The 25,592-nt window shown below is 34.6% G+C and carries 24 protein-coding genes and 1 pseudogene; 8 read left to right on the top strand and 17 right to left on the bottom strand.

Annotation, left to right across the window (positions count from 1 at the left end):
• Positions 1–9 precede the first annotated feature (9 nt).
• Complete coding sequence (locus ACK1U5_RS26010) at positions 10–447, top strand: GNAT family N-acetyltransferase (protein ID WP_000587680.1); 438 nt, start codon at positions 10–12, stop codon at positions 445–447.
• A gap of 39 nt (positions 448–486) precedes the next feature.
• On the opposite strand, the gene ACK1U5_RS26005 is transcribed toward ACK1U5_RS26010, so the two are convergent.
• The 3 genes from ACK1U5_RS26005 to ACK1U5_RS25995 form a co-directional block, all read right to left on the bottom strand.
• Entirely contained in the window at positions 487–915 is a 429-nt protein-coding gene (locus ACK1U5_RS26005) for a hypothetical protein (RefSeq protein ID WP_000706629.1), read from the bottom strand.
• A 1-nt stretch (position 916) separates the two neighbouring features.
• On the bottom strand, positions 917–1,120 hold the full coding sequence (locus ACK1U5_RS26000) for a helix-turn-helix transcriptional regulator (protein ID WP_000301183.1): 204 nt from the start codon (positions 1,118–1,120) through the stop codon (positions 917–919).
• A gap of 198 nt (positions 1,121–1,318) precedes the next feature.
• Positions 1,319–2,611 (bottom strand): NCS2 family permease, encoded by a 1,293-nt coding sequence (locus ACK1U5_RS25995; RefSeq protein WP_000487191.1) that lies wholly within the window; start codon positions 2,609–2,611, stop codon positions 1,319–1,321.
• Positions 2,612–2,892: 281 nt separating this feature from the next.
• Between ACK1U5_RS25995 and ACK1U5_RS25990 the strand changes: the two genes are divergently transcribed.
• Both ACK1U5_RS25990 and ACK1U5_RS25985 read left to right on the top strand, forming a co-directional pair.
• Positions 2,893–4,284 carry an amino acid permease gene (locus ACK1U5_RS25990; protein WP_069604829.1) on the top strand — a complete coding sequence of 464 codons (1,392 nt, stop codon included), beginning with the start codon at positions 2,893–2,895 and terminating at the stop codon, positions 4,282–4,284.
• A gap of 181 nt (positions 4,285–4,465) precedes the next feature.
• Complete coding sequence (locus ACK1U5_RS25985) at positions 4,466–6,013, top strand: DNA-binding protein (RefSeq protein ID WP_000791508.1); 1,548 nt, start codon at positions 4,466–4,468, stop codon at positions 6,011–6,013.
• A gap of 35 nt (positions 6,014–6,048) precedes the next feature.
• Here the strand turns inward: ACK1U5_RS25985 and ACK1U5_RS25980 are convergent, their stop codons facing one another.
• Entirely contained in the window at positions 6,049–7,770 is a 1,722-nt protein-coding gene (locus ACK1U5_RS25980) for a DUF2339 domain-containing protein (protein ID WP_000710924.1), read from the bottom strand.
• A 139-nt stretch (positions 7,771–7,909) separates the two neighbouring features.
• Complete coding sequence (gene brnQ1, locus ACK1U5_RS25975) at positions 7,910–9,211, bottom strand: branched-chain amino acid transport system II carrier protein BrnQ1 (RefSeq protein ID WP_061140060.1); 1,302 nt, start codon at positions 9,209–9,211, stop codon at positions 7,910–7,912.
• Between the two features lie 252 nt (positions 9,212–9,463).
• Here brnQ1 and ACK1U5_RS25970 point away from each other — a divergent pair, with 252 nt between their 5' ends.
• The gene (locus tag ACK1U5_RS25970; protein ID WP_044584139.1) at positions 9,464–10,849 is read left to right on the top strand and encodes a peptide MFS transporter; all 1,386 of its coding nucleotides are present in this window, start codon (positions 9,464–9,466) and stop codon (positions 10,847–10,849) included.
• 29 nt (positions 10,850–10,878) lie between these two features.
• Here the strand turns inward: ACK1U5_RS25970 and ACK1U5_RS25965 are convergent, their stop codons facing one another.
• From ACK1U5_RS25965 to ACK1U5_RS25945, 5 genes are all read right to left on the bottom strand, one after another.
• Positions 10,879–11,958, bottom strand: coding sequence for a YHYH domain-containing protein (locus ACK1U5_RS25965; RefSeq protein ID WP_069604830.1), 1,080 nt, complete (start codon positions 11,956–11,958; stop codon positions 10,879–10,881).
• Between the two features lie 139 nt (positions 11,959–12,097).
• Entirely contained in the window at positions 12,098–12,730 is a 633-nt protein-coding gene (locus tag ACK1U5_RS25960) for a class A sortase (protein ID WP_001041724.1), read from the bottom strand.
• 116 nt (positions 12,731–12,846) lie between these two features.
• A complete protein-coding gene (locus ACK1U5_RS25955) occupies positions 12,847–13,320 on the bottom strand; it encodes a hypothetical protein (RefSeq protein WP_001080043.1) in 474 nt (157 codons plus the stop codon).
• Entirely contained in the window at positions 13,313–13,531 is a 219-nt protein-coding gene (locus ACK1U5_RS25950) for a helix-turn-helix transcriptional regulator (protein WP_000154020.1), read from the bottom strand. The genes ACK1U5_RS25955 and ACK1U5_RS25950 overlap by 8 nt, the downstream gene beginning before the upstream one ends.
• 112 nt (positions 13,532–13,643) lie before the next feature.
• Positions 13,644–14,900: a 3D domain-containing protein gene (locus tag ACK1U5_RS25945; RefSeq protein ID WP_001105785.1), complete on the bottom strand. Its 1,257-nt coding sequence runs from the start codon at positions 14,898–14,900 to the stop codon at positions 13,644–13,646.
• 631 nt (positions 14,901–15,531) lie between these two features.
• Between ACK1U5_RS25945 and ACK1U5_RS25940 the strand changes: the two are divergent.
• The 3 genes and pseudogenes from ACK1U5_RS25940 to ACK1U5_RS25930 all read left to right on the top strand — a co-directional run.
• Positions 15,532–16,062: pseudogene (locus ACK1U5_RS25940) on the top strand (methyl-accepting chemotaxis protein); the annotation flags it as partial.
• A 136-nt stretch (positions 16,063–16,198) separates the two neighbouring features.
• Complete coding sequence (locus ACK1U5_RS25935) at positions 16,199–17,011, top strand: undecaprenyl-diphosphate phosphatase (RefSeq protein WP_000434796.1); 813 nt, start codon at positions 16,199–16,201, stop codon at positions 17,009–17,011.
• A gap of 179 nt (positions 17,012–17,190) precedes the next feature.
• Entirely contained in the window at positions 17,191–17,478 is a 288-nt protein-coding gene (locus ACK1U5_RS25930) for a hypothetical protein (protein WP_000471239.1), read from the top strand.
• Between the two features lie 128 nt (positions 17,479–17,606).
• On the opposite strand, the gene ACK1U5_RS25925 is transcribed toward ACK1U5_RS25930, so the two are convergent.
• Positions 17,607–17,810, bottom strand: a complete 204-nt coding sequence (locus ACK1U5_RS25925) for a hypothetical protein (RefSeq protein WP_001268332.1) — start codon at positions 17,808–17,810, stop codon at positions 17,607–17,609.
• 171 nt (positions 17,811–17,981) lie between these two features.
• Between ACK1U5_RS25925 and ACK1U5_RS25920 the strand changes: the two genes are divergently transcribed.
• A complete protein-coding gene (locus tag ACK1U5_RS25920) occupies positions 17,982–19,133 on the top strand; it encodes a VanZ family protein (protein WP_000128014.1) in 1,152 nt (383 codons plus the stop codon).
• A 94-nt stretch (positions 19,134–19,227) separates the two neighbouring features.
• Here the strand turns inward: ACK1U5_RS25920 and ACK1U5_RS25915 are convergent, their stop codons facing one another.
• The 6 genes from ACK1U5_RS25915 to bdhA form a co-directional block, all read right to left on the bottom strand.
• The gene (locus ACK1U5_RS25915; RefSeq protein ID WP_000948949.1) at positions 19,228–20,544 is read right to left on the bottom strand and encodes a D-arabinono-1,4-lactone oxidase; all 1,317 of its coding nucleotides are present in this window, start codon (positions 20,542–20,544) and stop codon (positions 19,228–19,230) included.
• Positions 20,532–21,704, bottom strand: a complete 1,173-nt coding sequence (locus ACK1U5_RS25910; protein ID WP_000373747.1) for an amino acid deaminase/aldolase — start codon at positions 21,702–21,704, stop codon at positions 20,532–20,534. Before ACK1U5_RS25910 ends, ACK1U5_RS25915 begins: the two co-directional genes overlap by 13 nt.
• Before the next feature lie 107 nt (positions 21,705–21,811).
• Positions 21,812–22,813 (bottom strand): sphingomyelinase C, encoded by a 1,002-nt coding sequence (gene sph / locus ACK1U5_RS25905; RefSeq protein ID WP_000676789.1) that lies wholly within the window; start codon positions 22,811–22,813, stop codon positions 21,812–21,814.
• Between the two features lie 76 nt (positions 22,814–22,889).
• A complete protein-coding gene (cerA, locus tag ACK1U5_RS25900; RefSeq protein ID WP_000730997.1) occupies positions 22,890–23,741 on the bottom strand; it encodes a phospholipase CerA in 852 nt (283 codons plus the stop codon).
• Between the two features lie 253 nt (positions 23,742–23,994).
• Positions 23,995–24,339 carry a potassium channel family protein gene (locus ACK1U5_RS25895; protein ID WP_000948209.1) on the bottom strand — a complete coding sequence of 115 codons (345 nt, stop codon included), beginning with the start codon at positions 24,337–24,339 and terminating at the stop codon, positions 23,995–23,997.
• A gap of 119 nt (positions 24,340–24,458) precedes the next feature.
• A complete protein-coding gene (bdhA, locus tag ACK1U5_RS25890; RefSeq protein ID WP_000645827.1) occupies positions 24,459–25,511 on the bottom strand; it encodes a (R,R)-butanediol dehydrogenase in 1,053 nt (350 codons plus the stop codon).
• Positions 25,512–25,592: the final 81 nt, after the last annotated feature.

The following is a 25,592-nucleotide window of genomic DNA, read 5'->3' as shown; positions in this document are numbered from 1 at the left end:
GATGTTAATATGATTATCGTGAAAAATATTGAGGGATCTGAAACTTACGTATTACGTCAAAAAATTTTACGCCCCAATCAAACATTAGCAGATTGTAAATATCCTTCCGATTATGAAACAGACACCTTCCACTTAGGCGCATTTATAAACGATGAACTAATTAGTATCGCTTCCTTCTCAAAAGAAATATACCCTGACCTACCAGCCGGTATTCATTATCGTCTACGAGGAATGGCCACATTACCTGAGTTTCGAAACAACCACGCTGGAAGCTCCTTAATTCAGAATGCAGAACAAATCTTACAAGAGCGTCAAGCAAATATGTTATGGTGTAATGGCCGAATTACTGTAACTGACTATTACAAGCGATTAGGCTTTCAGGAGCATGGTGAAATTTTTGAAATTGAACCAATTGGCCTTCATAAAGTTTTGTATAAAAAAATATAAGAAAAGCTTTCCTCAATACGGGAAAGCCTTTCTTATATTTCAATCTTCTCTTTTTATTTTTTTCATATATATGTATATAAACAAACTAGGAACTAAAAAACAAGCAAACATAATAAGTCCTGTCATACTAATTTCCTTTATCGAAATATCTGGTGTTACAACGATACAAATAGCTAAAATCCCAATAATAATACCCACCGGAATGAATAATAGCTTCATAAAATAACGACGCGACACTCCGCCCGTATGCTCATACACTTCCACTGAATTTTTCAGATTTAAAAAGTTAATAATTATTATCCCGCCCATAAATACCATTAATAAATCCGAAACACTTTCATATCCTGCCCCTTGCAAGACATAGCGGTAAAAGACGATAGCTAGTATGACGATATTTTGTAAGATGAAAGCTAATCTAATATGTTTTAACCCTTCAATCATTAAACGTTCATCTTTCACGATTTTCATCCTACCACTCCTTTTCCTCCCAAAATAAATCATTCAACGTTTTATCTACTGCATAACAAATTTTTAAACATAAATCTAAAGATGGATTGTATTTCCCCTTCTCAATTAAACTAATCGTTTGCCTTGTAACGCCTACTTTTTCTGCTAATTGTTGCTGTGTTAAATCTAACTGAACACGCGCGACTTTTATTTTACTTACAGCCATTCATGTTCCTCCTCTATCTATATTGTAACATATATATTCCATTACGTAATTTATATTTTACGAAACCAATTAAGTTTTCACCTTATCTGAATTGGTGTGGGCTAATACACAGTGAGGACATCCCCTACTGCCTATAGTTTCACTTTATTATACACAAAAAGGGAGCCTCCCATAAGAAGGCCCTCTCCTATATTTATATTATAAGAATAAATGACATCCAAATAAGAATGCAAATAAGTATAGTAATGGATGTACTTCCATCCCTTTACCCTTCACAATTTTCAAGACTGGATATACTAAAAATCCAATTGCGATTCCATTTGCAATACTAGATGTTAACGGAATACCTATAAAAATTAAAAATGCTGGTAACGCATCTTCAAATTCATTCCAATTAATATCTCGAATGCTTTGCGCCATTAAACTACCTACTATAATTAATGAAGGAGCTGTAATAGCGGCTACACTTGATAGAGAAGCAATAACAGGACTAAAAAATGCCGTTATAATTGTTAGACCAACAACTACAATCCCTGTTAATCCAGTTTTACCACCTGCAGCAATACCTGCTGATGATTCAATCGTCGCTGCTGTTGGGCTTGTTCCAAAGATAGAACCTGTAGTCCCGCCAATTGCATCTGCAATAAACGCTTTACCAAAACGCTTCTCTGTATTGTCTGTAATTAAACCTGCTTGTTTAATTAAACCGAGTAATGCACCTGTTGTATCGAATAAAAGTACAAGTAAAAATGAAAATACAACGCCGTATAATCCGTATTCAATTACATCTGAAAAGGCATTGATTGGGTTTGAAACGATGATACCCTCTGGTAAATGAGGCATCGCCACAATTTTATCAGCAAACTTCAATTGCCCTGTAAAGAAGGCAATAATTCCTGTCACAATCATACTAATAAATAATGCACCGCTCACACGCAATGTCATTAATACCGCCGCTAATATTAAACCAATTAAAGTTAAAATAACAGCTGGAGAATGAAAATCACCAATCGTAACTAAATTAGACGGATGATCCACGATAATTCCAGAAAGGCGCAATCCAATAAAAGCAATAAATAGTCCAATTCCACCTGCAATTGCATGCTTTAAACTATCAGGAATTGCTAAAATTAACTTTTGCCTAAACGAAGTAAAAGATAATAAAAGAAAAATAATCCCCGTTACAAATACAGCTGAAAAGGCAACTACATATGTAATCCCTTCTGCCTTCTGTACAACAGAATAAGCAAAATATGCATTCATTCCCATAGCTGGAGCAATAACAATCGGGTAATTCGCGAAAATCGCCATACCTACTGTTCCAACAACGGTTGCAATAATTGTTGCTGTAAACGCTTGGTCAAATGGTACACCTGCATCAGATAATATTTTTGGATTGATGACAAGAATATACGCAAATGTAAAAAAAGTTGTGATGCCAGCTAAAAACTCTTGCTTCACAGAAGTGTTATATTTTTGTAATTGAAACATGCTTATGTACCCTTCCTACACCTGAATTATTATCACACATTCTTTTTCTTACTAGTATGTGAGAAAATATAATACTTAATCTTAACAATCAATAAAAAGAAGAGTCAATATATTCCCTAATAGTTCGAATTTTAAGTTTAAGTCTGACAAGTACAGATGTAGTACAGTTCATTATGATTATTTTTGTAGCATAACAGATAGAAATGTTTTATAATTTGAAATAGTTAAATATTTAGTAAACGCATTCAAATATCGTTCACTCTACAAGGGGGATTCTTCTTATGCAGCACACAAACAAATCTGGAACTTTAAATCGTGGTTTAAAAGAACGACATATTACTTTAATGTCACTGGGCTCAGCTATTGGCGTTGGGCTATTTTTAGGATCCGCTTCCGCCATTAAACTAGCAGGTCCTTCTATTTTGCTAGGCTATATGATTGCCGGTCTCGTTATTTTTTTCATTATGCGAGCGCTTGGGGAAATGGCAATTGAACAACCTGTTGCTGGTTCTTTTAGTAAATATGCATATGATTATATTGGACCACTCGCTGGTTATATTACTGGTTGGAATTACTGGTTCTTATGGGTTGTTACTTGCATGGCTGAAATTACAGCAGCTGGCATTTACATGCAGTACTGGTTCCCTGATATCCCGCGCTGGACTTGGGCGTTACTTGCTCTATTATTAATGAGCGCTTTTAACTTCTTATCGGTAAAAGTATTTGGAGAACTTGAGTTTTGGTTTGCTCTCATTAAAATTGTCACAATTATCTGTATGATAGTAGTCGGAGCTGGTATTATTTTATTCGGATTCGGAAACGGTGGTATCGCTACTGGTATTTCAAATCTTTGGTCACATGGTGGCTGGTTCCCAAATGGATTTTCTGGGTTACTACTCTCCATGCAGATGGTACTATTCGCTTATTTAGGCGTTGAATTAATCGGTGTTACAGCTGGTGAGGCTCAAAATCCGAAGAAAACACTCGCAAAGGCAATTGATAACGTATTTTGGAGAATTCTACTCTTTTACGTTGGGGCATTATTCGTTATGATGGCAATTTATCCATGGAACGAACTTGGTGAGAAAGGCAGTCCATTCGTATTAACATTCCAGCAAATTGGTATCGCAAAAGCAGCAGGTATTATTAACTTTGTCGTATTAACAGCAGCTCTTTCTTCTTGTAACGGTGGTTTATTTAGTACAGGCCGTATGCTATATACATTAGCTCAGCAGAAAAAAGCTCCTGAAAGATTTGGTCGTTTAAATAAAAACGGTATTCCAAGCCAAGGAATTGTAGCAACTGCTATCGTTTTACTCATTGGTGTTATATTAAACTATCTCGTACCTGCAAAGGTATTTACATGGCTTACTAGCATTTCAACTTTTGGTGCAATTTGGACTTGGGGCATTATATTAGTCGCTCAAATTAAATTCCGTAAAAGCTTGCCTACTCAAAATAAACAAAAGTTATCATATAAAATGCCTTTATACCCATTAAGCTCATATTTCTCACTTGCCTTCCTTGCACTAGTCTTATGTATAATGGTGTATTCAGAAGATACACGAATTGCATTGATTGTCGGCCCAATTTGGCTTATCGGCTTAGCAATCGTATATTACATGAAAGGGTTTCATAAGATTGATGAAACACCTAACTCAAAAATTAGTTAAGCAAAACATCCCTTCCTTATTACTTGGAAGGGATGTTTTTATATCTATATAAATATTTCTCAACAAAATTCACGGTATTTTTACAATTTTTTAATATTTTTTATGTTTTCCGTCTTTATTTTTACAGAAAAATAAATTACATTATTAAAGCACATATATTTATTATTAGGGGGATTCTTCTATGAAGAATAAAAAATGGATTACATTTTCTTTAGCAACAGCAATTACACTAAGTATAGGGACCTCGTTCATACCGTCTACTTATGCCGAAAGCTCTGTAGACCCAGCTCCTGAAATCGCTGCAAAAGTTGTAAATCAAAACAATGGGAAGAAAGTATTATTTGATAATACACACGGTCAAACTGCTGGGACAGCTGACTGGGTTATTGACGGCGGCTTTTCTGACTTCGGAAACGGCATTGCAAAAAACGGATATCACGTAAAGGAACTTCGTAAATCAACACCTATTACGTACGAAGATTTAAAAGATTACAATGTATTTATCGTTCCAGAAGCTAATATTCCTTACAAAAAATCTGAGCAGGATGCTATGTTACAATATGTAAAAAATGGTGGTAGTATCTTCTTTATTGCTGATCATTACAATGCAGATCGTAATAAAAATCGCTGGGACTCTTCTGAAGTATTTAATGGATATAGACGCGGTGCTTGGGATAATCCAGCAAAAGGAATGTCTAATGAAGAAGCAAATTCACAAGCTATGCAAGGAGTAGAAAGCTCTGATTGGCTCTCTGACAACTTCGGTATTCGCTTCCGCTACAATGCACTTGGTGATGTTTCAGCGAAAACAATTGTATCACCTGAACAATCTTTCGGAATTACAAAAGGTGTTTCGTCTGTAGCAATGCATGCTGGTTCTACTCTAGCAATTACAAACCCAAAACTAGCAAAAGGACTTGTTTACCTTCCAGAAAATCCATCAAAATGGAATAACGCTGTTGATAGTGGCGTTTATAATGGCGGTGGTATTGCAGAAGGCCCATATGCTGCAATTGCAAAAGTAGGACTTGGAAAAGCTGCCTTTATTGGTGACTCTTCTCCTGTTGAAGATGCTACGCCAAAGTACGTTCGTGAAGATTCTGGCCAAACAAAGAAAACTTACGATGGTTATAAAGAAGAAAACGATGCTATCTTATTAGAAAACATCGTAAATTGGTTATCAAATAAAGAGACATTTACAAGTTTAGATCAAGTAAATGGTTTACAACTTGATTCACCTACAGCTCTACAGACATTTGAACAGCCAAGCTTATCAACAGAACCACAACCTGAACCTTGGGGTGCACCAAATGCAGGTTATCAATGGTTTAATACAAATACTTTCAAACCAGGTTCATACGGTTATAATGGTGCGGTAACAACAAGCGACTACGTCGTTACACACCCTAGCATTCTACCAAACAATGAAATTTTCCAAATGAAGATTCAAGTAAACAACTTACTACCTAATACAACTTATAACAACTATTCTTTAGGTATCTTCACTACTGGAGGAACACAAGTGGCTAAAGTACAAAATGCAAACGGCACTTGGCCATCTACTTTTGGATATAGCAGTGCATTTTCTTTCACAACAAACAGCTTAGGCTCTGCTGAGAAAGTTGTAAATGTACAGATTGATTCAAATACAATTGGACAAGCAACGCTTCGTCTACGCCAAAATACAACAACGAAATATAATGAAACTGTAACAATTAATAAGAAATAATAAAAAAGGCAATCCATACATGGATTGCCTTCTTCTCACTTCTCTTCCTTCGAGAAAAACATTCTTGAAATAACGATACCTATACTACCGACGATTAGGAATAACACTGCCCTAATCATCATCGATACCTCTGGTAAGTCAAGTAAGAATAACTTCCCTACCGTTACGACTAAAACGACTAAACCAGCATATAATATTTCATTCATATTTCTATTTCTTCCAAACCAAACCGCAAATAATGCATATACCATCCATAATAACGATACTGATACACTAATTACGCTTCCATCTGTAGATAAAACTTCACCGATTCTCGTAATTGTAATAAATACAATTATCATAAACCAATAGAGCACTATAGAATACATATATTTGCCGAAGCTCGCTAATACTTCTTTCGCTTCTCTCATGCAATAATAGAACGTTCCTATTAAAATAAGATGAGCAACAAAGCCTGCCGAAATAAATTGATCAAACGGGCTAAAAATAGTCTGTATCATTCCAATTGCGTAAACCGTCGCACTAACATACAATTTTATCTGTTGTTTTACTTTAATAGAAGTGACCATGCCGAGGAAACCTTGTAATAATAGTACAATCGCTGCATTCACTAAACTATACTCATATAAAATTGCTAAACTAAATGCTCCCATTGCGAAACCAAATAAGAGATTTGTAAATGTAGAATGTCTATTTTTCCTATATTCAAATACGAACATAGCGGCATGCACGATTGCACTAATAATTAATCCCCATGTTGTAAAATCAGGTATTTTTGAAATAGCTAGTATAAAGAACACTGCATTTGCACTAAATATCGCCAAACGTGGTTCTAGTATAAAACTTCTCTCCGTAAACATATGCCAAAATAATAGTAAATGAATCAAACCATATACAATCGTTAACTGTATTTGCAAGTTCTCTACTAACATTGACATAACAGCAAAGAAAACGAAAAGGACAATGGCAGCAACAGCGTAAGAAATCATATATAAGTATTTATAACGATTTTTCAACGCATACCATAATAAACTAAGTGTTAATACTGTCTCATATCCAAAGAAAATATAAGGATTAGGAGTCGTACTATTTAACAAGAATGGTACGAAGAACGCTCCGACCGCTACGAAAATAGTGAGATATTCCGATTGATATCTTTTCGCTAAATAAATACCTAAAATAACCCATGCAATATTACAGAGAAACGCGACACTTGCCGGAATAAATCCATATAAATAATGTGCTGCAAACGTTGTTAGAACAATCCCGGTAATACTTCCTCCAGCTAATACTAACCCTAACGCCTGCCGCTCTCTTTTAATTTGAATATCTCCTATATAATACAATCCGATAGATAATACGATACCAAACACAATTCGTATCGCTGGTGTTAATAAGCCAGCATCTACCCCTGCTTTAAATAACCAGATCACTCCAAGCAACATAATACCGACAAATACACGCGGTAACCATGTTTGACAAAACTTAATAATATTAAATGGCTCTGGTTTAAAAGCAGATATATCTACTTGTTTTACCTCACGTTCTTGCAAAGGCTCTTTTATCTTAACTATTTCTTCTTTTGGCTTTTCCTCCATTACCGTTTCAATATATTCTTTCTTGTTCTTACTAACATGTTGCTGAGCGTTTTCTACTTCTATTTCCCTTTGCTTCACTTTTAATTCAGCAAGTGCTTCTTGAATTGTTTCAATTGCCGTTTCGAGTGCTTCTATTTTCTTATCCAAATCCTTCTTCATACGCTCCCCCCTCATTTGTAACTCTCATTAAACCTATATATTACCAATTATCTTTATCATACTCTTAGTCTATTCATTTTCAATAGTATTTTTTCCAAAAAAGAAAGGCGTCTTCCAAAATCGGAAAACACCTTTTTACTCAGTTATTCTTATTTAAAACAATGCTAACGATGAAACCAAGACACATGCCTACAATAGCTGGAACAATCCACCCAACACCTTCTGTATAAAACGGAATGTATTTTAATGCTGACGTCCACTGATTCATCATTACATTTTTATTTAAAATATCAATTGCACTAAATATCGCTACAACCAAAACAGTTACTGCATATACGTATGCATACTTTCCAATATACTTATGGAATAACCCTAGAATAATAAGAGTTAATGCAATTGGATAAATAAATCCAAGAATTGGAACTGATACTTTTAAAATTTGCGTTAATCCTAAATTAGCTAAGATCATACTAACAACGCTTACTATAAATGCCCACACTTTATAAGATACTTTCGGAAATGCACTCGCAAAAAATTGACTACAAGACGTAACAAGTCCAATTGAAACACATAAACATGCGATAGTAAAAATAAGACCTAATAAAACGACTCCGCCCTGCCCAAATAATGTAGTCATAACTTGCGCTAACACTTTCGCACCGTTATCGAATGTTCCTAATGAGCCACTAATTGCCCCCACATATCCAAGGATGACATAAATAATCGATAATAATAATCCTGCCACAATGCCAGCAATACTCATATATTTCGCTAAACTTTTATCATCTTCAATATCTTTTGCACGTAATGCATTTGCAATAACAATTCCAAAGATTAAAGCAGCTAACGCATCCATTGTTAAATATCCATCTAAAAACCCTTGAAACATAGGAGCTTGTCCATAGTTCCCTATTGGTTCTTTCATATTTCCTACCGGTGTAAACATACTCTTTATAAAAATAAGTGCAATCATACATAATAATAACGGCGTCAATACTTTTCCAAACAATCCCATTAATTTAGATGGAGATAAACTTAACCAGTAAACAATACTAAAGAAAATAACTGTGTAAAACAACAATAGTCCGCTTCCTGCTTCAGGGAATAACTGACCTGGCCCCATTTCAAAAGCTAAACTTCCCGCACGTGGTATACCAAGCCCAGGTCCAATAAATACATACACGATACATGGAAAAATAATTGCAAATGAAGAATGAACCCTACCCGCTAACGTTTGAAAACTTCCTGCTTTTGCAATAGAGATAACACCTAATATAGGAAGACCTGTTGCTGATATAATAAACCCTACTAATGAAATCCAAACATGTTCTCCTGCTTCATACCCAAGGAAAGGTGGAAATATAAGATTCCCTGCTCCAAAGAACATAGAGAATAACATAAGGCTAATAAGTAAAATTTCTTTTTTCTGTAACAATTTCATTTCTTTCTCCTTCTTTAATTTCATCTTTTATGAAATCAATTTCACATATAAAAAAGTACAATAACCCGCTTCCTTACAAAGAAAACATAGTCCATAGTCTATCACAAAAGAAACACCCATTCTATAGCTATTCCTCTTTTCCAATTTCTTCTGAAAAATCAACCTTTATTGACTTATAATAGTTAATAAGGTAAAATATTAAATGTACAAAATTATTAACTTTGTTTTTGTTTGTGTCAGGAGGAAAATAACATGGAATCAGCGATACAACTAGAAAGAGAACAACAAAGAAAAAAGAAACATCCTCCAGGTTTATACTTACTCTTCTTTACAGAAATGTGGGAAAGATTTAGTTACTATGGATTACGAGGATTATTAACATTATATTTAACGACAGCTTTAGTAAGCGGTGGTCTTGGGTTTAGTCCCGCATGGGCACTCTCTATTTACGGATTTTATACTGGAGCCTGTTATTTCACACCAATGATTGGTGGATACTTAACAGACCGTTTTCTAGGTAGACGAAAAGCAATCACAATTGGTGGTATAACAATGGCAATCGGTAACCTTACACTATTTGCCTTGCAAAACCAATTAGGTCTATACCTCGGATTAGCGCTTATTATTATAGGTAACGGATTCTTCAAACCGAACATCTCTACACTGGTTGGAGAATTATACGAAGAGAACGATCCAAAACGTGATAGTGCATTTACCATTTTCTATATGGGTATTAACGTCGGGTCATTTTTAGCTCCACTCGTTTGCGGATTTTTATCAGAAAATTTATTCAAAACAACAGTTGATGGCGTTGTACATTACGGATTCCGTTACGGTTTCTTAGCCGCTTCAATCGGAATGATCATTGGACAAATTTTATTTACAACACTATCAAATCGCTTCCTTGGTAATATCGGTAAAAAACCAACTCGCGATTTACAAACAGCTGCTGGACAACCATCAGTAGGAGATACACCGTTAACCAAAAAAGAAAAACAACGTACCGCAGTTATTGTCATTTTAACATGCTTCGTTGTCTTCTTCTGGGCTGGCTTTGAACAAGCTGGTAGCTCATTAACATTATATACAAACAAATTTGTAGACCGCTCTGTGTTCGGATGGGAAGTTCCAACATCTTGGTTCCAATCGGTCAATCCATTATTTATTATTTTACTTGCTCCAGTCATTTCTGCATTATGGGCAAAACTTGCAACTCGCAAGCAGGGTGATTTAAAAATCCCAACTAAAATGGGACTTGGTATGATCTTACTCGGTATCGGTTATATCATTCTCGTTATCGCTACATTAAAAACAGGTAGTGATGAACATAACATTACAGAAAAAGCAAACTTACTGTTTATCGTCTTTACGTATCTTTTCCATACGTTAGGTGAGCTATTCTTATCACCTGTCGGACTATCAATGGTTAGTTCGCTTGCTCCGGTAAAATTAGCATCTTTATTAATGGGTGTATGGCTAGCAAGTTCAGGTATCGCCAACATTTTAGGCGGACAACTTGCAAGCTTCACAACTTCACTTGGATACGCTGAAGTATTCACAGTTATTGGCGCTGTGGCAATTGTATTAGGCTGTGTTTTATTATTAATTTCTAAGAAATTAGTGAAATGGATGGATTAAAAAAGATGAGGAATTTCTCCTCATCTTTTTTATGCTGTTTTACCTTTTTCTATTGCTTGTTCGTACAGCTCTTTATGTTCTTTATATTCACTTGGTACGAAACTCTTATAGAAGAATGAGAACCAGCTGTCTCCTTTTTTATACCCTTCTTCTCGAATTTCCGCTGCTTTTTTATTCGATTTAAATCCTTCAGTAAACCACTTCTTTAACAATTCATTTCGTTCATACTTAGCAGGAACTTTTAAATCATAGTTTTCAAATGCATACTTATAGCCAGCCTTTTCTACTGCCTTTTTTGTAGACTTATAGCCTTTTTCATACGCTGTTTCATATGCCTTCACGTATACTTCTTTCTCTCTATTTTCAGGATTCTTTTCAGCTAGTTCTTTCCCTGTCTTTTCCCCTAATTCAGCTTGCTCTTTTTCAATTTTTTCGGTTCTTTCTTTATTCCCTACTTTGAACCCGTCTGCAAAGTTTACCTTAAACTCTGGAGCAACTTGACTATCGTCCTTCGTCTCTTGTGCTAAACCTTGTTCTTTTCCTTTTTCAAAATGCGTTTTCTTCTGCTCTTCTAAAGACCATGCGGCTGCATAAGTCGCTTTAAACGCTTGTTTATATGCATCAGATTTTCCAGCTACATGCACTTCTGCATCATTTTTTCCTGCTTTAAAATCAGTTTCTCCATTCTTTTGACCTTCAAGTTGACCTTTTTCCATATCAGCTTGGCGCTGCGCTTCCTCTTGCTTACGTGCCTCTTCAGCTTTTCTTTGTTCCTCGGCTACACGTTGTTTCTCTTCTTCAGCTTTACGCTGTGCTTCTGCAGCACGTTGTTTTTCAGCCTCAGTATTGCGCTGTGCTTCTGCTTGTCTCTCAGCTTCTACAGCACTATTATTATTCTGACTAGGAGCTGGGCTCGTTGCGCCACTACTAGAAGCTGGTTTATTGTGATAATGATATTCCCCGTACTGTAATCCCCACTTCTCACAATTTGTACGACACGTATGTCCGCCATTAGCATCTGTACGCCCTGGATGCGCATAAGCTGAAATTGGAGCTACCAATAACGCTATACTCGTTGTTAAAAGAAGTTTCTTCACCTGTTGTCTCACTCTTGTTCCTCCCAAAATATAGAATTCTAACTTTATTATACATAAATAGAAGAATAATTAAATGCAAACCGAAATATTCTATTATTTCTCAACATTAGTAAAAAAGAAGGGGAACTCTTTAAAGAGTTCCCCTTCTTTTTTACTTCTTCGCCTTCGTTCCTACTAAATCACCAGCAACAACATAACGCTTAGAATTGTCCTTTACAGATACACATGTAATAAGCGTTATCTCATCTTTCCCATGATCCTCTACAACTTCCCACTTATCAGGAGTCACTTCAGATACACCAGTAACCGCATACTCATATTCATTTTCATTGTCATACAAATAAATTTTATCGCCTTTTTTCAAAGAAGCTATATCACTAAATAAAACACCTTTTTTAGACATATTATGTCCTGCTAATGCGTAATTTCCTTTTCCCATAACTTGATTCTCTTTTACTGTCGCTGCACCTGATAATAAGTTTTTTTCAGTAGAAGCTTTTAAAACAGGCAGTTCTACTGAAACACTTGGAATCGAAATACGACCAATTACTTGTTTCTTATCTAATGATGCATTCGCTACTTCCGCCAAGTCTGGTTGATTAATTTTGGAAGCATCTACAAATTCCGTCTCATGCTTTTCATAATCCATCTTTTGAACAGCCTGCACATTTTCAGTCTGTTTCTTTTCAGCCTGATATCCATCATAAAATGGCTTTCCAATTAACACGCCACCTACAACAAATAGCAGAATTGCTACTATACTATAAATTCTTTGCTTATTCATACACTGTTCCTTTCCCTTACAAAATCTTACTCTATATAAAATGATAAAATAATATCGCTATATGTACAAGTATTAGCTGAAAAGAAACCTTCTTGCCGGTGCAAGAAGGTTTCTTTTTAAGCTAATTTATTTCTGTATAGTGATACGTGAAATACTGTCATTTGAATAAAGAAAATAGAAAATAGAATATATAATGGGTATCCAGGAAGATATTCATTAATAATAGGTGAAAAAGTTAAAAATCCAACTGCACAAGGTAAGACAAACCATAACGATACAAATGTTGTTCTACAAGCTTTATCCGTAATCGCTTTTTCACGTTCATCTTCTAGTGGAAATAATAATGGATACATCCAAAAAGATAAATTCTTATATTTTTTCTTTTGAATTCTATAAAAAATTGTAACTATAATTGCTCCAATAAATAATAAAATGAATGGTACTCCATTAAACCATACTTCAAACGGGAATTTCTCGTTTTTAATTATATCTGCTAACTCTGTAATAACACTATAAAATTCAACAAATGTCCAACATGCTAGTGCAGTATAGAGTACATTTATAATATAAGAAAAAACAATTCTATTCATCCTTTTCCCCCTCCTTATTTAAAACAAACACATCTTCCATCTTTAACTGAAACACATCACAAATCGTAAGTGCCAATAACAACGAAGGAACGTAATCCCCTTTTTCAATTGCTGCAATTGTTTGTCTCGTTACTCCAACCTTTTCTGCTAATACGCTTTGCGTAAAGTTAAAACGAGCTCTTAATTCTTTTACTCTGTTTAAAATGGTCAAATTTACCACCTCTCACCATTATTGTATGCTATCCTTAACAAAATGTAAACTCAACTTAACATTATTATTATAAAAAAATCCAACTCTACGTATTGTAAAGTTGGATTACATATTAATTTAAAATTTTAACTTTAACTGTTCTTCTACCCCAGTCATTAGCTTGAGCTGAATTTGGCATTAATAAATCAATGATATGCCCTTTTATTGCACTACCAGTATCTCCAGCAATTGCTGTTCCATATCCTTCTACATATACAGTAGAACCTAATGGGATAACAGATGGATCTACAGCAATTAATTTCATGTTTGGATTTGCAGTTAAATTATGTCCTAACTTAGATTTTACAGTTTCACCCGGTTTATAGCCATTTTCAGATGGATCAGCTGTATAAGCGGTTGCTGTTACGTAAAATTCTTTTCCACCTTGAGTTGGTTTCGTATCAGGCTTAGACTGTGTTTCTGTATTTTTTGCTACAGGTTCAGCTGGTTTACTAGCTTTTTCCTGCTTTTGCTTTTCAGCAATTTCTGCTTGTGCTTTCGCTAAAGCTTCTTGCTCTGCTTTTGCAGCTGCTTCTGCTTTTGCACGCTCTTCCGCTGCGATTCTTGCTGCTTCTTGCTCACGAGCAATCGTTTCTTGTACTGTCTTCATATTTGATTCAATTTTAGCTTTTTCTTCCGCTGCTAAATTAAGTTGACTTGCAACTTCATTATATTTAGCTTGAACTGTTTGTAAGTTATCTTGACGCTTTTTCAAGTTATCTTGCAGTTCAGCTTGCGCTTTTGCTAATTTTTGTTTGTCTACTACTAAAGATGCTTCTTTTTCGTCAATTGTTTTCTTATCTTCTTCAATTTGACGAAGATCTTGTTCTTGTAGACGTAAAATTTCTTTATCAGCTTCTAGAATAGTAGAAACTGCGTTCATACGTTGTAAGAAGTCTGCAAAGTTTTTTGACTCTACTACAACTTCTACTACTAAACTTGTATTTGAACTGTTTTGAACAGAAACCATACGTTTTCTCATAATATCTTTACGAGCAAGGACTTTATCCTCCAAAACGACAATTTCTTGCTTTTTTTGCTCAATCTGCTTATGTGTTTCATCGATTTTACGTTGAATAGCAGCTTGATCCTCTTTATTTTTTGCAATTGTATTATTTAAATTATGTAGTTCGTTTTCAATACCTTTAATTTCTTTACTAACAGCTTGCTTCTCTTGCTCTTTCTTTTGCATTTCTGCATCGTTTTGTTGCAATTGCTGTTGCATGTTGTTAAGTTTCTCGTCGTTTGACTCTGCTTTAACAGCGACTGTACTAGAAAGACCGATAATTCCTGCTAATACTAGACAGCTGATTCGCTTAAAATAGTTCATAATCCGACTCCCTTCTTATACAGTTATACATGATTTATTTTACAGTTTGTTTACAAAACGATTAAATACAGTTTATTTTTCGTGACGAAAAAAAGAGAATTATGAATAAAATGTAATAGATTCTTAAATATTTAACAATTCCTATATTTAAAAAATACAAAAGATGCTAAAATCCAAATATAGAGAAAATATAACTTTCGAAGGCGGTTGAAATAAATACATGTTTACTCAAAAAAAATCACTCCAACATACAATTGCTCAATTAGAAGAGCGTATACAAGAATTAGAAGCAGAATTAAAACAAAAAGATATTGAAAAGCAAGAGACTATTTCTACTATCCACGATCGTGTACAAAGCGTTGTACAAGAGCATCAACTTGTAAATAACCAACACAATACACTTCAAAATTTAGTTCAACAGTTAAGTTCATGTTTCGAAAATGTTTCAACACGTACGACACATTCCAATGAGTTAAATAATGAAATGTTACAAAAGGAACAAAGCTTAATTCAGTCTATTGCAGAAATTATTGACTGCTCTAATGAAGGAAAAGAATCCGTTCACCGCTTACTTATTGTAATTAATAAATTAGGTGAACAATCTCAACGCACGTCTAATAGTATGAATCATCTAAGCGAACGCTCAAAGGAAATCGAGCAAATTGTAGAAGTCATTCAAAACATTGCAGCACAAACAAATTTACTTGCATTAAATGCGAGTATTGAAGCCGCGCGTGCTGGAGAGCACGGTAAAGGATTCGCTGTCGTTGCCAATGAAGTAAGAAAACTAGCGGAAAGTACAGCAGAAAGTACAAAAAACATCGGCAACTTAACGAAAAAAATTCAAGAAGAAATTGAAAAAGCATATGATAACACAAAAGATAATTTACATTTAGTCGATGAAGGTGTAGAAATGAGCGCCGATACAAATGCTAGAATTGAAAATATTTTAGTTATGATTCAAACGTTACAAAATGGTGCTACAAATGTTATTAAGGCTATCGAAAACCAAAAGTCTTGTAATGATGACATATTACGAGAATTTGCTAACACACAACAAATGTTCCAAAAATTAAATACTACTATTATGAATCATATTCATGATGCTGAAAAAGTCGATGTTCAATTGTCTAAAAGTCTTCAAGGAACAGTGACTTCTTAATTAAAAATAAAAATCCCTTATACTGCTATAAGGGATTTTTATTTTATTTCGAATATTTATTTCTTTTCAATATTCATCCATATCTTTGTTATAATGGAAAAGTTGTTTCTTTCAACTAATAAACAAGGAGGTTATTATGGAACAATTTTACTACGTTTTAAAATATTTAATTCTCGGTCTGTTCCAAGGATTAACAGAACCAATTCCGATTTCTTCAAGTGGTCATCTCGTTTTAGCACAACATTTGCTAGGACTAAAAATAGAAGGGTTTAGCTTCGAACTACTTGTTAATTCAGCTTCATTATTAGCTGTATTACTTATTTATAGAAATGATTTAATTCGTCTAACAAAGAATGGTCTCTCTTATATATTTACAAGAGCAGAAGACGCAAAATCAGATTTCTTCTTTATTATTTATCTTGTTATTGCAACCATTCCAGCAGGTGTTATTGGTGTTTTATTTAAAGATTACATCGATCAGTACTTAAAAGGTGTGAAGATGGTTGGGGTTTCCCTTCTTATTACTGCTGTCGGCCTTTGGATTATTAGAAATTTACGCGGTCGTAAAAATGATGGCGACCTTTCTATGAAAGATGCAATCATCGTCGGATTAGCACAAGCTTGCGCACTGATTCCCGGAATAAGCCGATCTGGTGCCACAATCGTAGCAGCAATGTTACTTGGTATGAAGCAAGAAACAGCTCTTCGCTTCTCATTCTTACTATACATTCCTGTTAGCTTAGGTGGCTTATTGTTAAGCATTACAGACATTGCAAATGACCCAAATCTAGACACATTATTCGTACCATATGTCGTTGCATTCATCGCAACATTTATCATGACGTATATTTCACTAAAATGGTTTATGAACATTATGGCAAAAGGAAATTTAAAATATTTCTCTTTCTATTGTATTATCGTAGGTGTACTTACTCTTATTTTCTTATAAAGTAAAACTTACAAATTAAAAGCGAGTCATCTAGTGTAATAGAATGACTCGCTTTTTTATACCTTTATTAAGTTAAAACCTATTATTTACTTATAATTTTCAGAATAGTATAATATTTATCGAATTCACTATTACAGTAATTCTATCTTTCCTACTATTATCGTAAAAGAGGTGTTTATATGTTTATAGTTACTAAACTCATTCACATTAAGTACGAATATGAAAATGAGCTACTTTATGGGCTTAAACAATATTATCCTTCCCCCGGAACGAACGGTTGTATTAACATAGAGTTTTCACCTGTTCATCGTACAAATGATAAGGCAGAGTATATGATTCGTATGTTATGGAAAACACAACAAGATTACCATACATGGCTTTCTCAAAAAGAAGGCAATGAAACTTTGAAGCACAAAATACAAGGCTATATCCTTTCTTCCAAATCAAATGCTACCTATGTGCATTAATCCTTCTCTTTTTATTCCTTACGAGGGCCAAAATGATAAAGTTAAATTAATCAGCCCTCATCAATTGGGCTGTTCACAAATAACGAGATAAGGACCCTCTTACTTTTCATACTGTAAGAGGGCTTCTCTTATGCATACACTTTCTTCTCTTGACAATACAAACGAATAACATGTTTATTTTGTTGAAATACATCATGCGTCAGCCGAATAATAATAAAGTTTCGTTTTGTTTGATCATCATGAACAAAAATCTGTTCTCCCTCCTGAAAACGCCATGCACTTTCAAAAGTCGTAATATGATCCCCACTTACAGAAAAAAGTTCATATCGCATCTCTTGTACCCTCTCTCAACTTATATAATCACAATATCCTTATATTAAATTTATTATAACTTAATCCCTATCAAATTAGTAATTTTTTCTATTTAGAAAGGTTTTAACTTTGTATTTAAATATTTTTAGCGCTATAATGATAAACGAATTTTTATTGAAAGGAGTTTTACTTTGACTGCATATTTATTTCCAGTGAAAACAGCATTTATTTTATTTCCTTTTTTAGCAATGTTTCTTTTAATCCCTTTTTTAATATTTAATTATCGAAAATACGGTTATTTAAATAAATGGCGCTCATTTATTTTATACTCATTATTACTTTACTTATTAAATGCCTATTTTCTTGTTATTTTGCCGTTGCCACAAACGTTTGATACTTGTAGCCTACAACCGGCTAATACACAACACATGCAACTCGCACCATTTTATTTCATACAAGAGATTAGTAGTCATACATCGGCAGTTTTAACGAAACCAGCTACTTATTTCTACTTATTAAAAGAGTCTGCGTTTTTACAAGTTGCCTTTAACGTTCTATTAACTGTTCCATTCGGTATTTACTTACGTTATTATTTCCGACGTAGTTTCTTACAAACAATTTGCATTTCCTTTTTCCTTTCACTATTTTTCGAGCTAACACAAGTGACTGGATTATACGGTATATACAATTGTGCATACCGATTATTTGATATCGATGATTTGTTTTTAAATACATTAGGTGGCGTAATTGGTTTTATCATTGCACCAATATTTACGTACTTCCTTCCGAAGACAAACGAGTTAGATAGTCATATTGATTTGGAAACGAAACCAGTCGGATTCATTCGTCGCCTTATCGCGATGCAAATTGATTGGATTTTCTTATCTATCGTCGTACCTGTCGTTAAAAACAAAGGAAATTCTTTCTTCGTTTCTAATATGCAATCTTACACCAATATGTATGAACTCATTTTCATTACGTGTTCAATCCTTATTTACTTTATTATTATTCCATACTTTACTAACGGAAAAACAATTGGGAAAGCATTGCTTCGCATTCACGTGAAAGGAAAATCAAATCGTATTACATTAAAAGAACTATTTATTCGCTACGGTATATTTTATTTTGCATTAGGTGGAATCAATTATATTCTTTCTAGTAGCTCTATTTTAAATCACACAGAGCCTTTAGTATTACTCGTTACATTATTATTCCTATTCATCATTAACGGCCTATTTATTATTCATGTTTTACTGCATGTATTTAGCCGTGATAAACTACTATTTTATGAACATATTAGTCATACAAGAAATGCAATTACACTAAAAAAAGGTGACAAATAATTATTTGTCACCTTTTTCATATACATAATGTGAAACTTTAATTAGCCCTCACCAACCGGGCGGTTATCTCCCACCGAATTTTGCGACGAGAGTGTTACTGCCCGACAAATAGCGGGATAAATAACTTTTCTGCATAAGGATTAAAAAACATTCCAAGTTCATCTAGAGATTTCCTCACCTGTAAAAACGAATGAAATTCTGGATATATATATTGTAATTGCTCATATGATAATGTATGCATTTTCCCCCAATGTGGACGCCCTTCATACTTTAGAAAAATCTTTTCCACTTCGCCAAAGTAAGCAGCATATTTCATACCTTTATACATATGAACAGCGATATATGCTGAATCTCTTCCATAGGCCGGACTAAGCCATATATCATCCCCTTTCACATAACGGCATTCGATTGGGAAGTGCACCTTATACTTTTTCTTTTCAATAAGATTTGAGATTTCTTCTACAACCGTCCTCATATACTTTGAAGGAATGCTATACTCCATTTCATAAAATGGCACCGTACGTGATGTAGCAAATACTTCATAGCTCGGGCCAATTATTTTTGTGTTTGGTACAGCTTTAGCTGATAACCGACTCACGCCTTTACTTATAGAAGGAAACCATTTACATCCTTTAGATAGTAAAGAGAACATCCTATTTTCAAGTAACTCCACCTTTAGTTTATGCCATTTCAAATCACTGCCTTTATTCGTTGTTTCGTTCGTAAGTTTCACTTGTACTTCATCAGAATAAGGAAAAACGAAAAATTCAAAATGACGATGCTTCTTATATTCTTCTAGTTTGTTCATTACAGTGGATAATGACTGTTTTTCACTTTCATAAACGAGTGAATACGCTGGAATAACCTTCAATTTTATCTTTACAATGATACCTAACATTCCAAGTGACAACTGAAACGCTCTCCAATATTCTACGTTCTCAGCTTCCGAACAAACTATACTCTCACCATTAGATAGAACTGCCGTAATCTCTATAACTTGTGTTGATAAACTCCCAAAGGTAATACCTGTTCCATGAGTCCCCGTACTAATCGCTCCTGCAATAGATTGCGAATCAATATCCCCTAAATTTTCTTGCGCATAACCTTTTTCCTCAAGTAACTTCCCTAAATCATATAACTTTGTTCCTGCCCATACTTCAGCAACCATCTTCTCTGCATCAATATTCACAATACCCTTCAATTCATCTAAAGAAACTAAAACTTCTTCCGTTTGCACAAGGGGGGTAAACGAGTGTCCTGAACCGACAACACGAATTTTCTTTCCCTTTTTTCGCGCAAGCCCCACAACTTCTACTACATCTTGTATACTTTCTGGATACATCGTATAATGCGGCGTTCCTTCTACATTCCCTGTCCAATTTCTCCACTTTTGTCCCTTTATAGAAAGCATTGGCCATCCCCCCGATATGTTGAATACTCCCCGACAATCTCTCCTTTTTTAACACGATACAAAAAAGGAAAGCGTTCACATAATTCACCAGCCTTACTATGACGAAACAAAATGGTCTCTCCTATATCCACTCGTTCCTCGCCGTTATAAAAAATTGGCGTTTGTACCTCGCCAGCACCTTCTAAAGCTAATAATTTTGCACCCTTCGGTCTCCAAACTTCAGGCTCTTTATCTTTTCCAACTGCTCCTGAAGCAATATATCCACCACCTAGGCAAGTGTAAATAAACGGGACTGGTTTACGTACAACTGGTAAGGCAAATCCGACCGCTGGATGAAATTTCACCTCTTTATAATAATCAAACAGCTTCGGAGAATAAAAAGCAGAACCTATTGTAATCTCTGAAACTGAATTATCTTTCTCGGTTGTTTTTATGCTTCCTGTTCCGCCTCCATTTACAAACCTTAGCTCAATACCAATGTTTTGTATTGCTTTTACAATATGTTCTCTTCTTTCTTTAACTTCTAGCACTGATTTCTGCTTTAAATACGAAATCACTTTACTTTTCAACCATTGATTCGGTATATAATCGCCCACCCCGGCAATTTGAGCTTCATATCCCATTACACCATCTAACATTAAATATGATGACCTTCTCACCTTTTCTACTACTTTCAACGCATCCTGCACATTTTTTACTGGGGACCTTTGTACACCAAAATGAAATTGAAAGAAGCGACTACTCATATCAATATCCAAACAAACACGAAAACATCCTTTAGATTGCTCAGCAATGTTTTCTAAATACACAATATGCTCTTCACAATCCACCATACAAGTTATAATGAAACCTTTCTTTGTTAACAAACTAATTTCATACAGAGCTCTTTCATCGTAAGCAGGATATCCAAGCAATAAATCATTAAATCCTTGTTCTATTAAAAATAAAATCTCTCTAGGTGAAAAGCACATAATACCTTGAAATCGATCATTTGCAGCTAGTATCTTTTGCATAATCGGAACAGAGCGTAACGATTTACTCGCTATACGAATCTTTTTATTTCCACTTAACTCTATAATCGATTGAATATTTCTATCTAAAGCCACTTCATCCAAAAATGCACACGGTAATGGAACTTCTTTAAAAATTCCTCGATCCACATTTTTCTCTCCTCTTCTCAATATGTCTTATACATATTGGAAAGAAAGTGTGATTTTCCTGTTTGCAAATAAAAAAAGTTTCTTCTTTACGAAGAAACTTTTTGAAACTACTTCATAGAAATAGTCGCCTCTACTGGATAATGATCAGAGTAATCATTATACGTATATTTTTGGAACCATGATGTAACAGTCCATTGTGGAGATTGCGGCTGTAACACCTTATTCTCTATATACGATGGGTTCGCATGGTCTTTACTTGCAATAATATAATCTAAATACTCAGCAGGACTATCAGGGAAATTATATTTTGCAATACTGTTTGTCGTTGCGTCCCAAGTCGCTGTATGTCCAGTATAAGATGGTACAGAAGCGTTCAATGTTTTAAACATAGATGCATACTCTGAGTCATTCTTGTTCTCTGCATTTATTTTATTTACGTTCATATCACCACCAATTAACACATACTCATTATTTGGTATATTTTTATTTTTAATAAAGTCTTGAATTTCTTTTAATTGGTCTGTACGTACAGATGCAGGTGAAGTTTTTCCGCACATACTATCTTCCGCTTGCAAATGCGTACCAATTACATGAACAAAGTGATCATTTTTCTTAATTTTCGTGTATACAAATCCTTTATTCGATAAATTATCTGGCCCGCATCCTTTTGCAAATACATATTGAATCTTTTCAGCGATTGGCCATTTGCTCACAATCGCAACGCCACCATCTTCAGGAGTTGAAGATGAATAGTTTCCTAACGTTTTATCCCATTCACTTCCACTACTACGACCTAATACTGCTGTTTGATTTGGATATTCTTTCTTCAAATTCCCTAATAAACGATCTGATGCGCTATTATCAAACACTTCATTTAATATAACTACGTCTTGATTCTTTATATAATCTGCCGCCCCGATTAAATCAGCACGCTCAGTTTGTCCCCAGTTCGGATATAAGTTTGTTGATAGCATATATACATTATGCGTCATCACTTTTAATGTATCGTTTTGATTTGTAGACGCTTCTGCTTGAGCTGACGTTCCGCTATATAAAGCTCCTAGACCAACACCTAAGCTAAGTACACCTTTTAGCAATTTACCTTTCACGTTTCATACCTCCATGTATTGTATAGTGATAAAAAGGCCAAATACTCTATTCTGAGATTTGACCTTTTTTAAATACTTAACGATTTCCGTACGTATCAAACCAAAGCTGAATATATCCAGCAGTAACACGTTGTGCATCCATTAAACGCTTACCTGTCATTGGTGTAACTTCAGCGCGCCATTTATCTGCATATTCTTGTGATACAGCAGCTCTCACGAACCAATCTTTCGTATTATCATTTACAATGCCAGCGTAATCTTGTTTCGCAACTACTGCCGCTCCATGAATCCAATCTTCTGGATTCGTACCTTTCCAGTTCCAATATCCATTTCCATCCGTTACTTTATAGTTATCTTTTATCGTATCTACAAAGTTTTCATATTTAGAATGGAACCCTTGTGGATACGAAAGGTTCGTAAAGTTTGCTGCATGCATCGGTTGGTTTACATCCCCTAGATAATGAAGAGATAATCCTAAATAGAAGAATGCTTGTTTCATATCTTTATTTTTGTAAGACTCACCAGCTAATTTAAAATACTTAGCTCCAGTTTCCTTTGCCTGCTTTGCATACGGAATATAAGTTTTCCCATTGTCAGGGTCATAGAAATGTGAAGCAAATGTGCTATTATCATAGTAAGGATTTTCATAGTCAGCAGCATAAATACCGTTCTCTAACTCCGTACGCCATTCATTTAATAGTGCAACTCGATCTTGTTTTACAAGTGTTGTATTACGAGACATAATATCAATTGCACGGTTTACAATCCATAAATGAGAATTCACGCCTTCTTTATGTTTATCTTCAGCAGACCAGCGCGGAATAACTCCAAATCTCTGTCCCCCATCATTTTCATGAGCAAATGCAACACTTTGTAATGGAGCAACTAATGTAATAGCTGCCGCTAAAGCAAGTACTTTCTTTTTCATATAAAATCCTCCATTTTATAATTGAATTATTGTAAACATTTTGTTAGGATCCTATGATGTCGTCCGGTTAACCTATGACTAGAATATCCCACCTTTCACGAAATTTCTATCAATAAATTAAAATATGCAAATGTTCATATCATTATAACTTTATACACAGTGAATATAATGAATGAATACACTTTCATTTTAATAAACTATTATTAAGGCTTGTCTAAACTAATGTAAAAAAAGAGTAAAGCATCTGAATGCTTTACTCTTTTTTTCTATTCGATAATATACTTGGCAATTGTACATTAACTGCTAACTTATGAATAAATCCAAACACTAATCCAATCCCAATAAATATGTATAAGATTGTAAATATCTTTCCGAAATCAGTTTGCGGACTAAAATTCCCATCACCGACAGTCGTCAACGTGACCACACTAAAATATAAAGCGTCAATAGGACGTAATTCTTCAACTGTACTATAAAAAATCGTACCCGATATTAAAGTCAAAATTGTTAATACGAATAATACTTGAAATTCTTTATCTTTCCACGCTCGTAAACAGGCTCTTAACATTCGCTTTAAAGTTAACAAAAATGAAAGCATTAGATTCTCCCTTCCAAACAAAAATACATTTAGTCAAAGGAAAGTCTATCACCTTTCAGTATAGAAAAAAAGTAGCCCTCTTCTATTTCTAGAAAAGGGCTACTCTATTCGATTCTATCTTATTTAGGTGAAACAAGAATTTTCACTTGTGTTTTATCTTTTACAAGTGCTTCAAATCCTTCTTCAACAACTTGATCGACTGTAATTTTTTTCGTAATTAATTTCTCTGCTTGAATTTGACCAGAGCTAATTAATTTAATAACAGCTGGGAAGATGTGACGGTATCCTAAAATACCAATAACTTCTTTTTCTTTTAATACTAAGTTATTTGGAGTAATTGTTGCGTCTTTTTCCCATACACTAACAATTACAGTTTGTCCTTCGAAGCTTGTACTTTCAATCGCTTGTCGTAGTACAACTTCAACACCTGTTACTTCAAAGCTAACATTTACACCTAAACCATTTGTTAAGTTACGGATTTCAGCTAACACATCTTGAGTTGCTGGATTTAATACATAATCCGCACCTGCTAATTTCGCTAACTCTTGACGTTCTTTAGAAAGTTCAACTGCAATAACAGGAGTCGCTCCTGCTGCTTTAGCTGCTTGGATAACAAGAAGTCCAATTGGACCGCAACCAAATACTGCTACAGCTTCCCCTTCTTTTAATTTACTTTGACGTACTGCATGAACTGCTACTGCTGCTGGTTCTACAAGCGCACCTTGTTCATACGTCATTTCATCTGGAATGTGATGAACCATATCTTCTGGTACTACTGTATATTCAGAGAAACCGCCGCCTTCTCCGCCAAGACCGTGGAAAACAAGTTGTTCACAAACATTGTAATGTCCATGTTTACAAGCTTCACATTTACCACAAGAATAAATTGGTTCTACAACAACGCGGTCTCCCACTTTATGAGATGTAACTCCTTCACCAATCTCTATTACCTCACCACTAAACTCATGACCTAAAATAACAGGTGCTTTCACATGTGTTAATGGATGTTCTTCTGTTGGAATAAAAATAGGCCCTGCTAAATATTCATGCAAGTCTGTCCCACAAATACCACACCATTTAACTTTGATTTTCACTGTTCCTGGTTTTACTGTTGGTTCTGGTACTTCTTCTACTCGTACATCACGTTGATTATGCCAAAGTAGTGCTTTCATTTTATACATCCCTCTCTATGTATATACTTAACCTGGTGAAGTTTACAATTCTATTATAATACTTCTATCCATATATTTCAA

It is taken from the genome of Bacillus sp. XB1 (genome assembly GCF_053557995.1).
This window is presented reverse-complemented; position numbering and strand designations above follow the sequence as displayed.

What these genes read in the sequence shown, in the direction of transcription:
- brnQ1 (WP_061140060.1), bottom strand. Translation starts at nt 9,211, where the DNA reads ATGAAATTGTTACAGAAAAAAGAAATTTTACTTATTAGCCTTATGTTA.
- ACK1U5_RS25915 (WP_000948949.1), bottom strand. Translation starts at nt 20,544, where the DNA reads ATGCTTTCTATAAAGGGACAAAAGTGGAGAAATTGGACAGGGAATGTA.
- ACK1U5_RS25895 (WP_000948209.1), bottom strand. Translation starts at nt 24,339, where the DNA reads ATGCTTTCATTTTTGTTAACTTTAAAGCGAATGTTAAGAGCCTGTTTA.
- ACK1U5_RS25935 (WP_000434796.1), top strand. Translation starts at nt 16,199, where the DNA reads ATGGAACAATTTTACTACGTTTTAAAATATTTAATTCTCGGTCTGTTC.
- ACK1U5_RS25945 (WP_001105785.1), bottom strand. Translation starts at nt 14,900, where the DNA reads ATGAACTATTTTAAGCGAATCAGCTGTCTAGTATTAGCAGGAATTATC.
- ACK1U5_RS26005 (WP_000706629.1), bottom strand. Translation starts at nt 915, where the DNA reads ATGAAAATCGTGAAAGATGAACGTTTAATGATTGAAGGGTTAAAACAT.
- ACK1U5_RS25985 (WP_000791508.1), top strand. Translation starts at nt 4,466, where the DNA reads ATGAAGAATAAAAAATGGATTACATTTTCTTTAGCAACAGCAATTACA.
- ACK1U5_RS25980 (WP_000710924.1), bottom strand. Translation starts at nt 7,770, where the DNA reads ATGAAGAAGGATTTGGATAAGAAAATAGAAGCACTCGAAACGGCAATT.
- ACK1U5_RS26000 (WP_000301183.1), bottom strand. Translation starts at nt 1,120, where the DNA reads ATGGCTGTAAGTAAAATAAAAGTCGCGCGTGTTCAGTTAGATTTAACA.
- ACK1U5_RS25925 (WP_001268332.1), bottom strand. Translation starts at nt 17,810, where the DNA reads ATGCGATATGAACTTTTTTCTGTAAGTGGGGATCATATTACGACTTTT.
- ACK1U5_RS25930 (WP_000471239.1), top strand. Translation starts at nt 17,191, where the DNA reads ATGTTTATAGTTACTAAACTCATTCACATTAAGTACGAATATGAAAAT.
- ACK1U5_RS25970 (WP_044584139.1), top strand. Translation starts at nt 9,464, where the DNA reads ATGGAATCAGCGATACAACTAGAAAGAGAACAACAAAGAAAAAAGAAA.
- ACK1U5_RS25955 (WP_001080043.1), bottom strand. Translation starts at nt 13,320, where the DNA reads ATGAATAGAATTGTTTTTTCTTATATTATAAATGTACTCTATACTGCA.
- ACK1U5_RS26010 (WP_000587680.1), top strand. Translation starts at nt 10, where the DNA reads ATGATTATCGTGAAAAATATTGAGGGATCTGAAACTTACGTATTACGT.
- ACK1U5_RS25960 (WP_001041724.1), bottom strand. Translation starts at nt 12,730, where the DNA reads ATGAATAAGCAAAGAATTTATAGTATAGTAGCAATTCTGCTATTTGTT.
- bdhA (WP_000645827.1), bottom strand. Translation starts at nt 25,511, where the DNA reads ATGAAAGCACTACTTTGGCATAATCAACGTGATGTACGAGTAGAAGAA.
- cerA (WP_000730997.1), bottom strand. Translation starts at nt 23,741, where the DNA reads ATGAAAAAGAAAGTACTTGCTTTAGCGGCAGCTATTACATTAGTTGCT.
- ACK1U5_RS25990 (WP_069604829.1), top strand. Translation starts at nt 2,893, where the DNA reads ATGCAGCACACAAACAAATCTGGAACTTTAAATCGTGGTTTAAAAGAA.
- ACK1U5_RS25995 (WP_000487191.1), bottom strand. Translation starts at nt 2,611, where the DNA reads ATGTTTCAATTACAAAAATATAACACTTCTGTGAAGCAAGAGTTTTTA.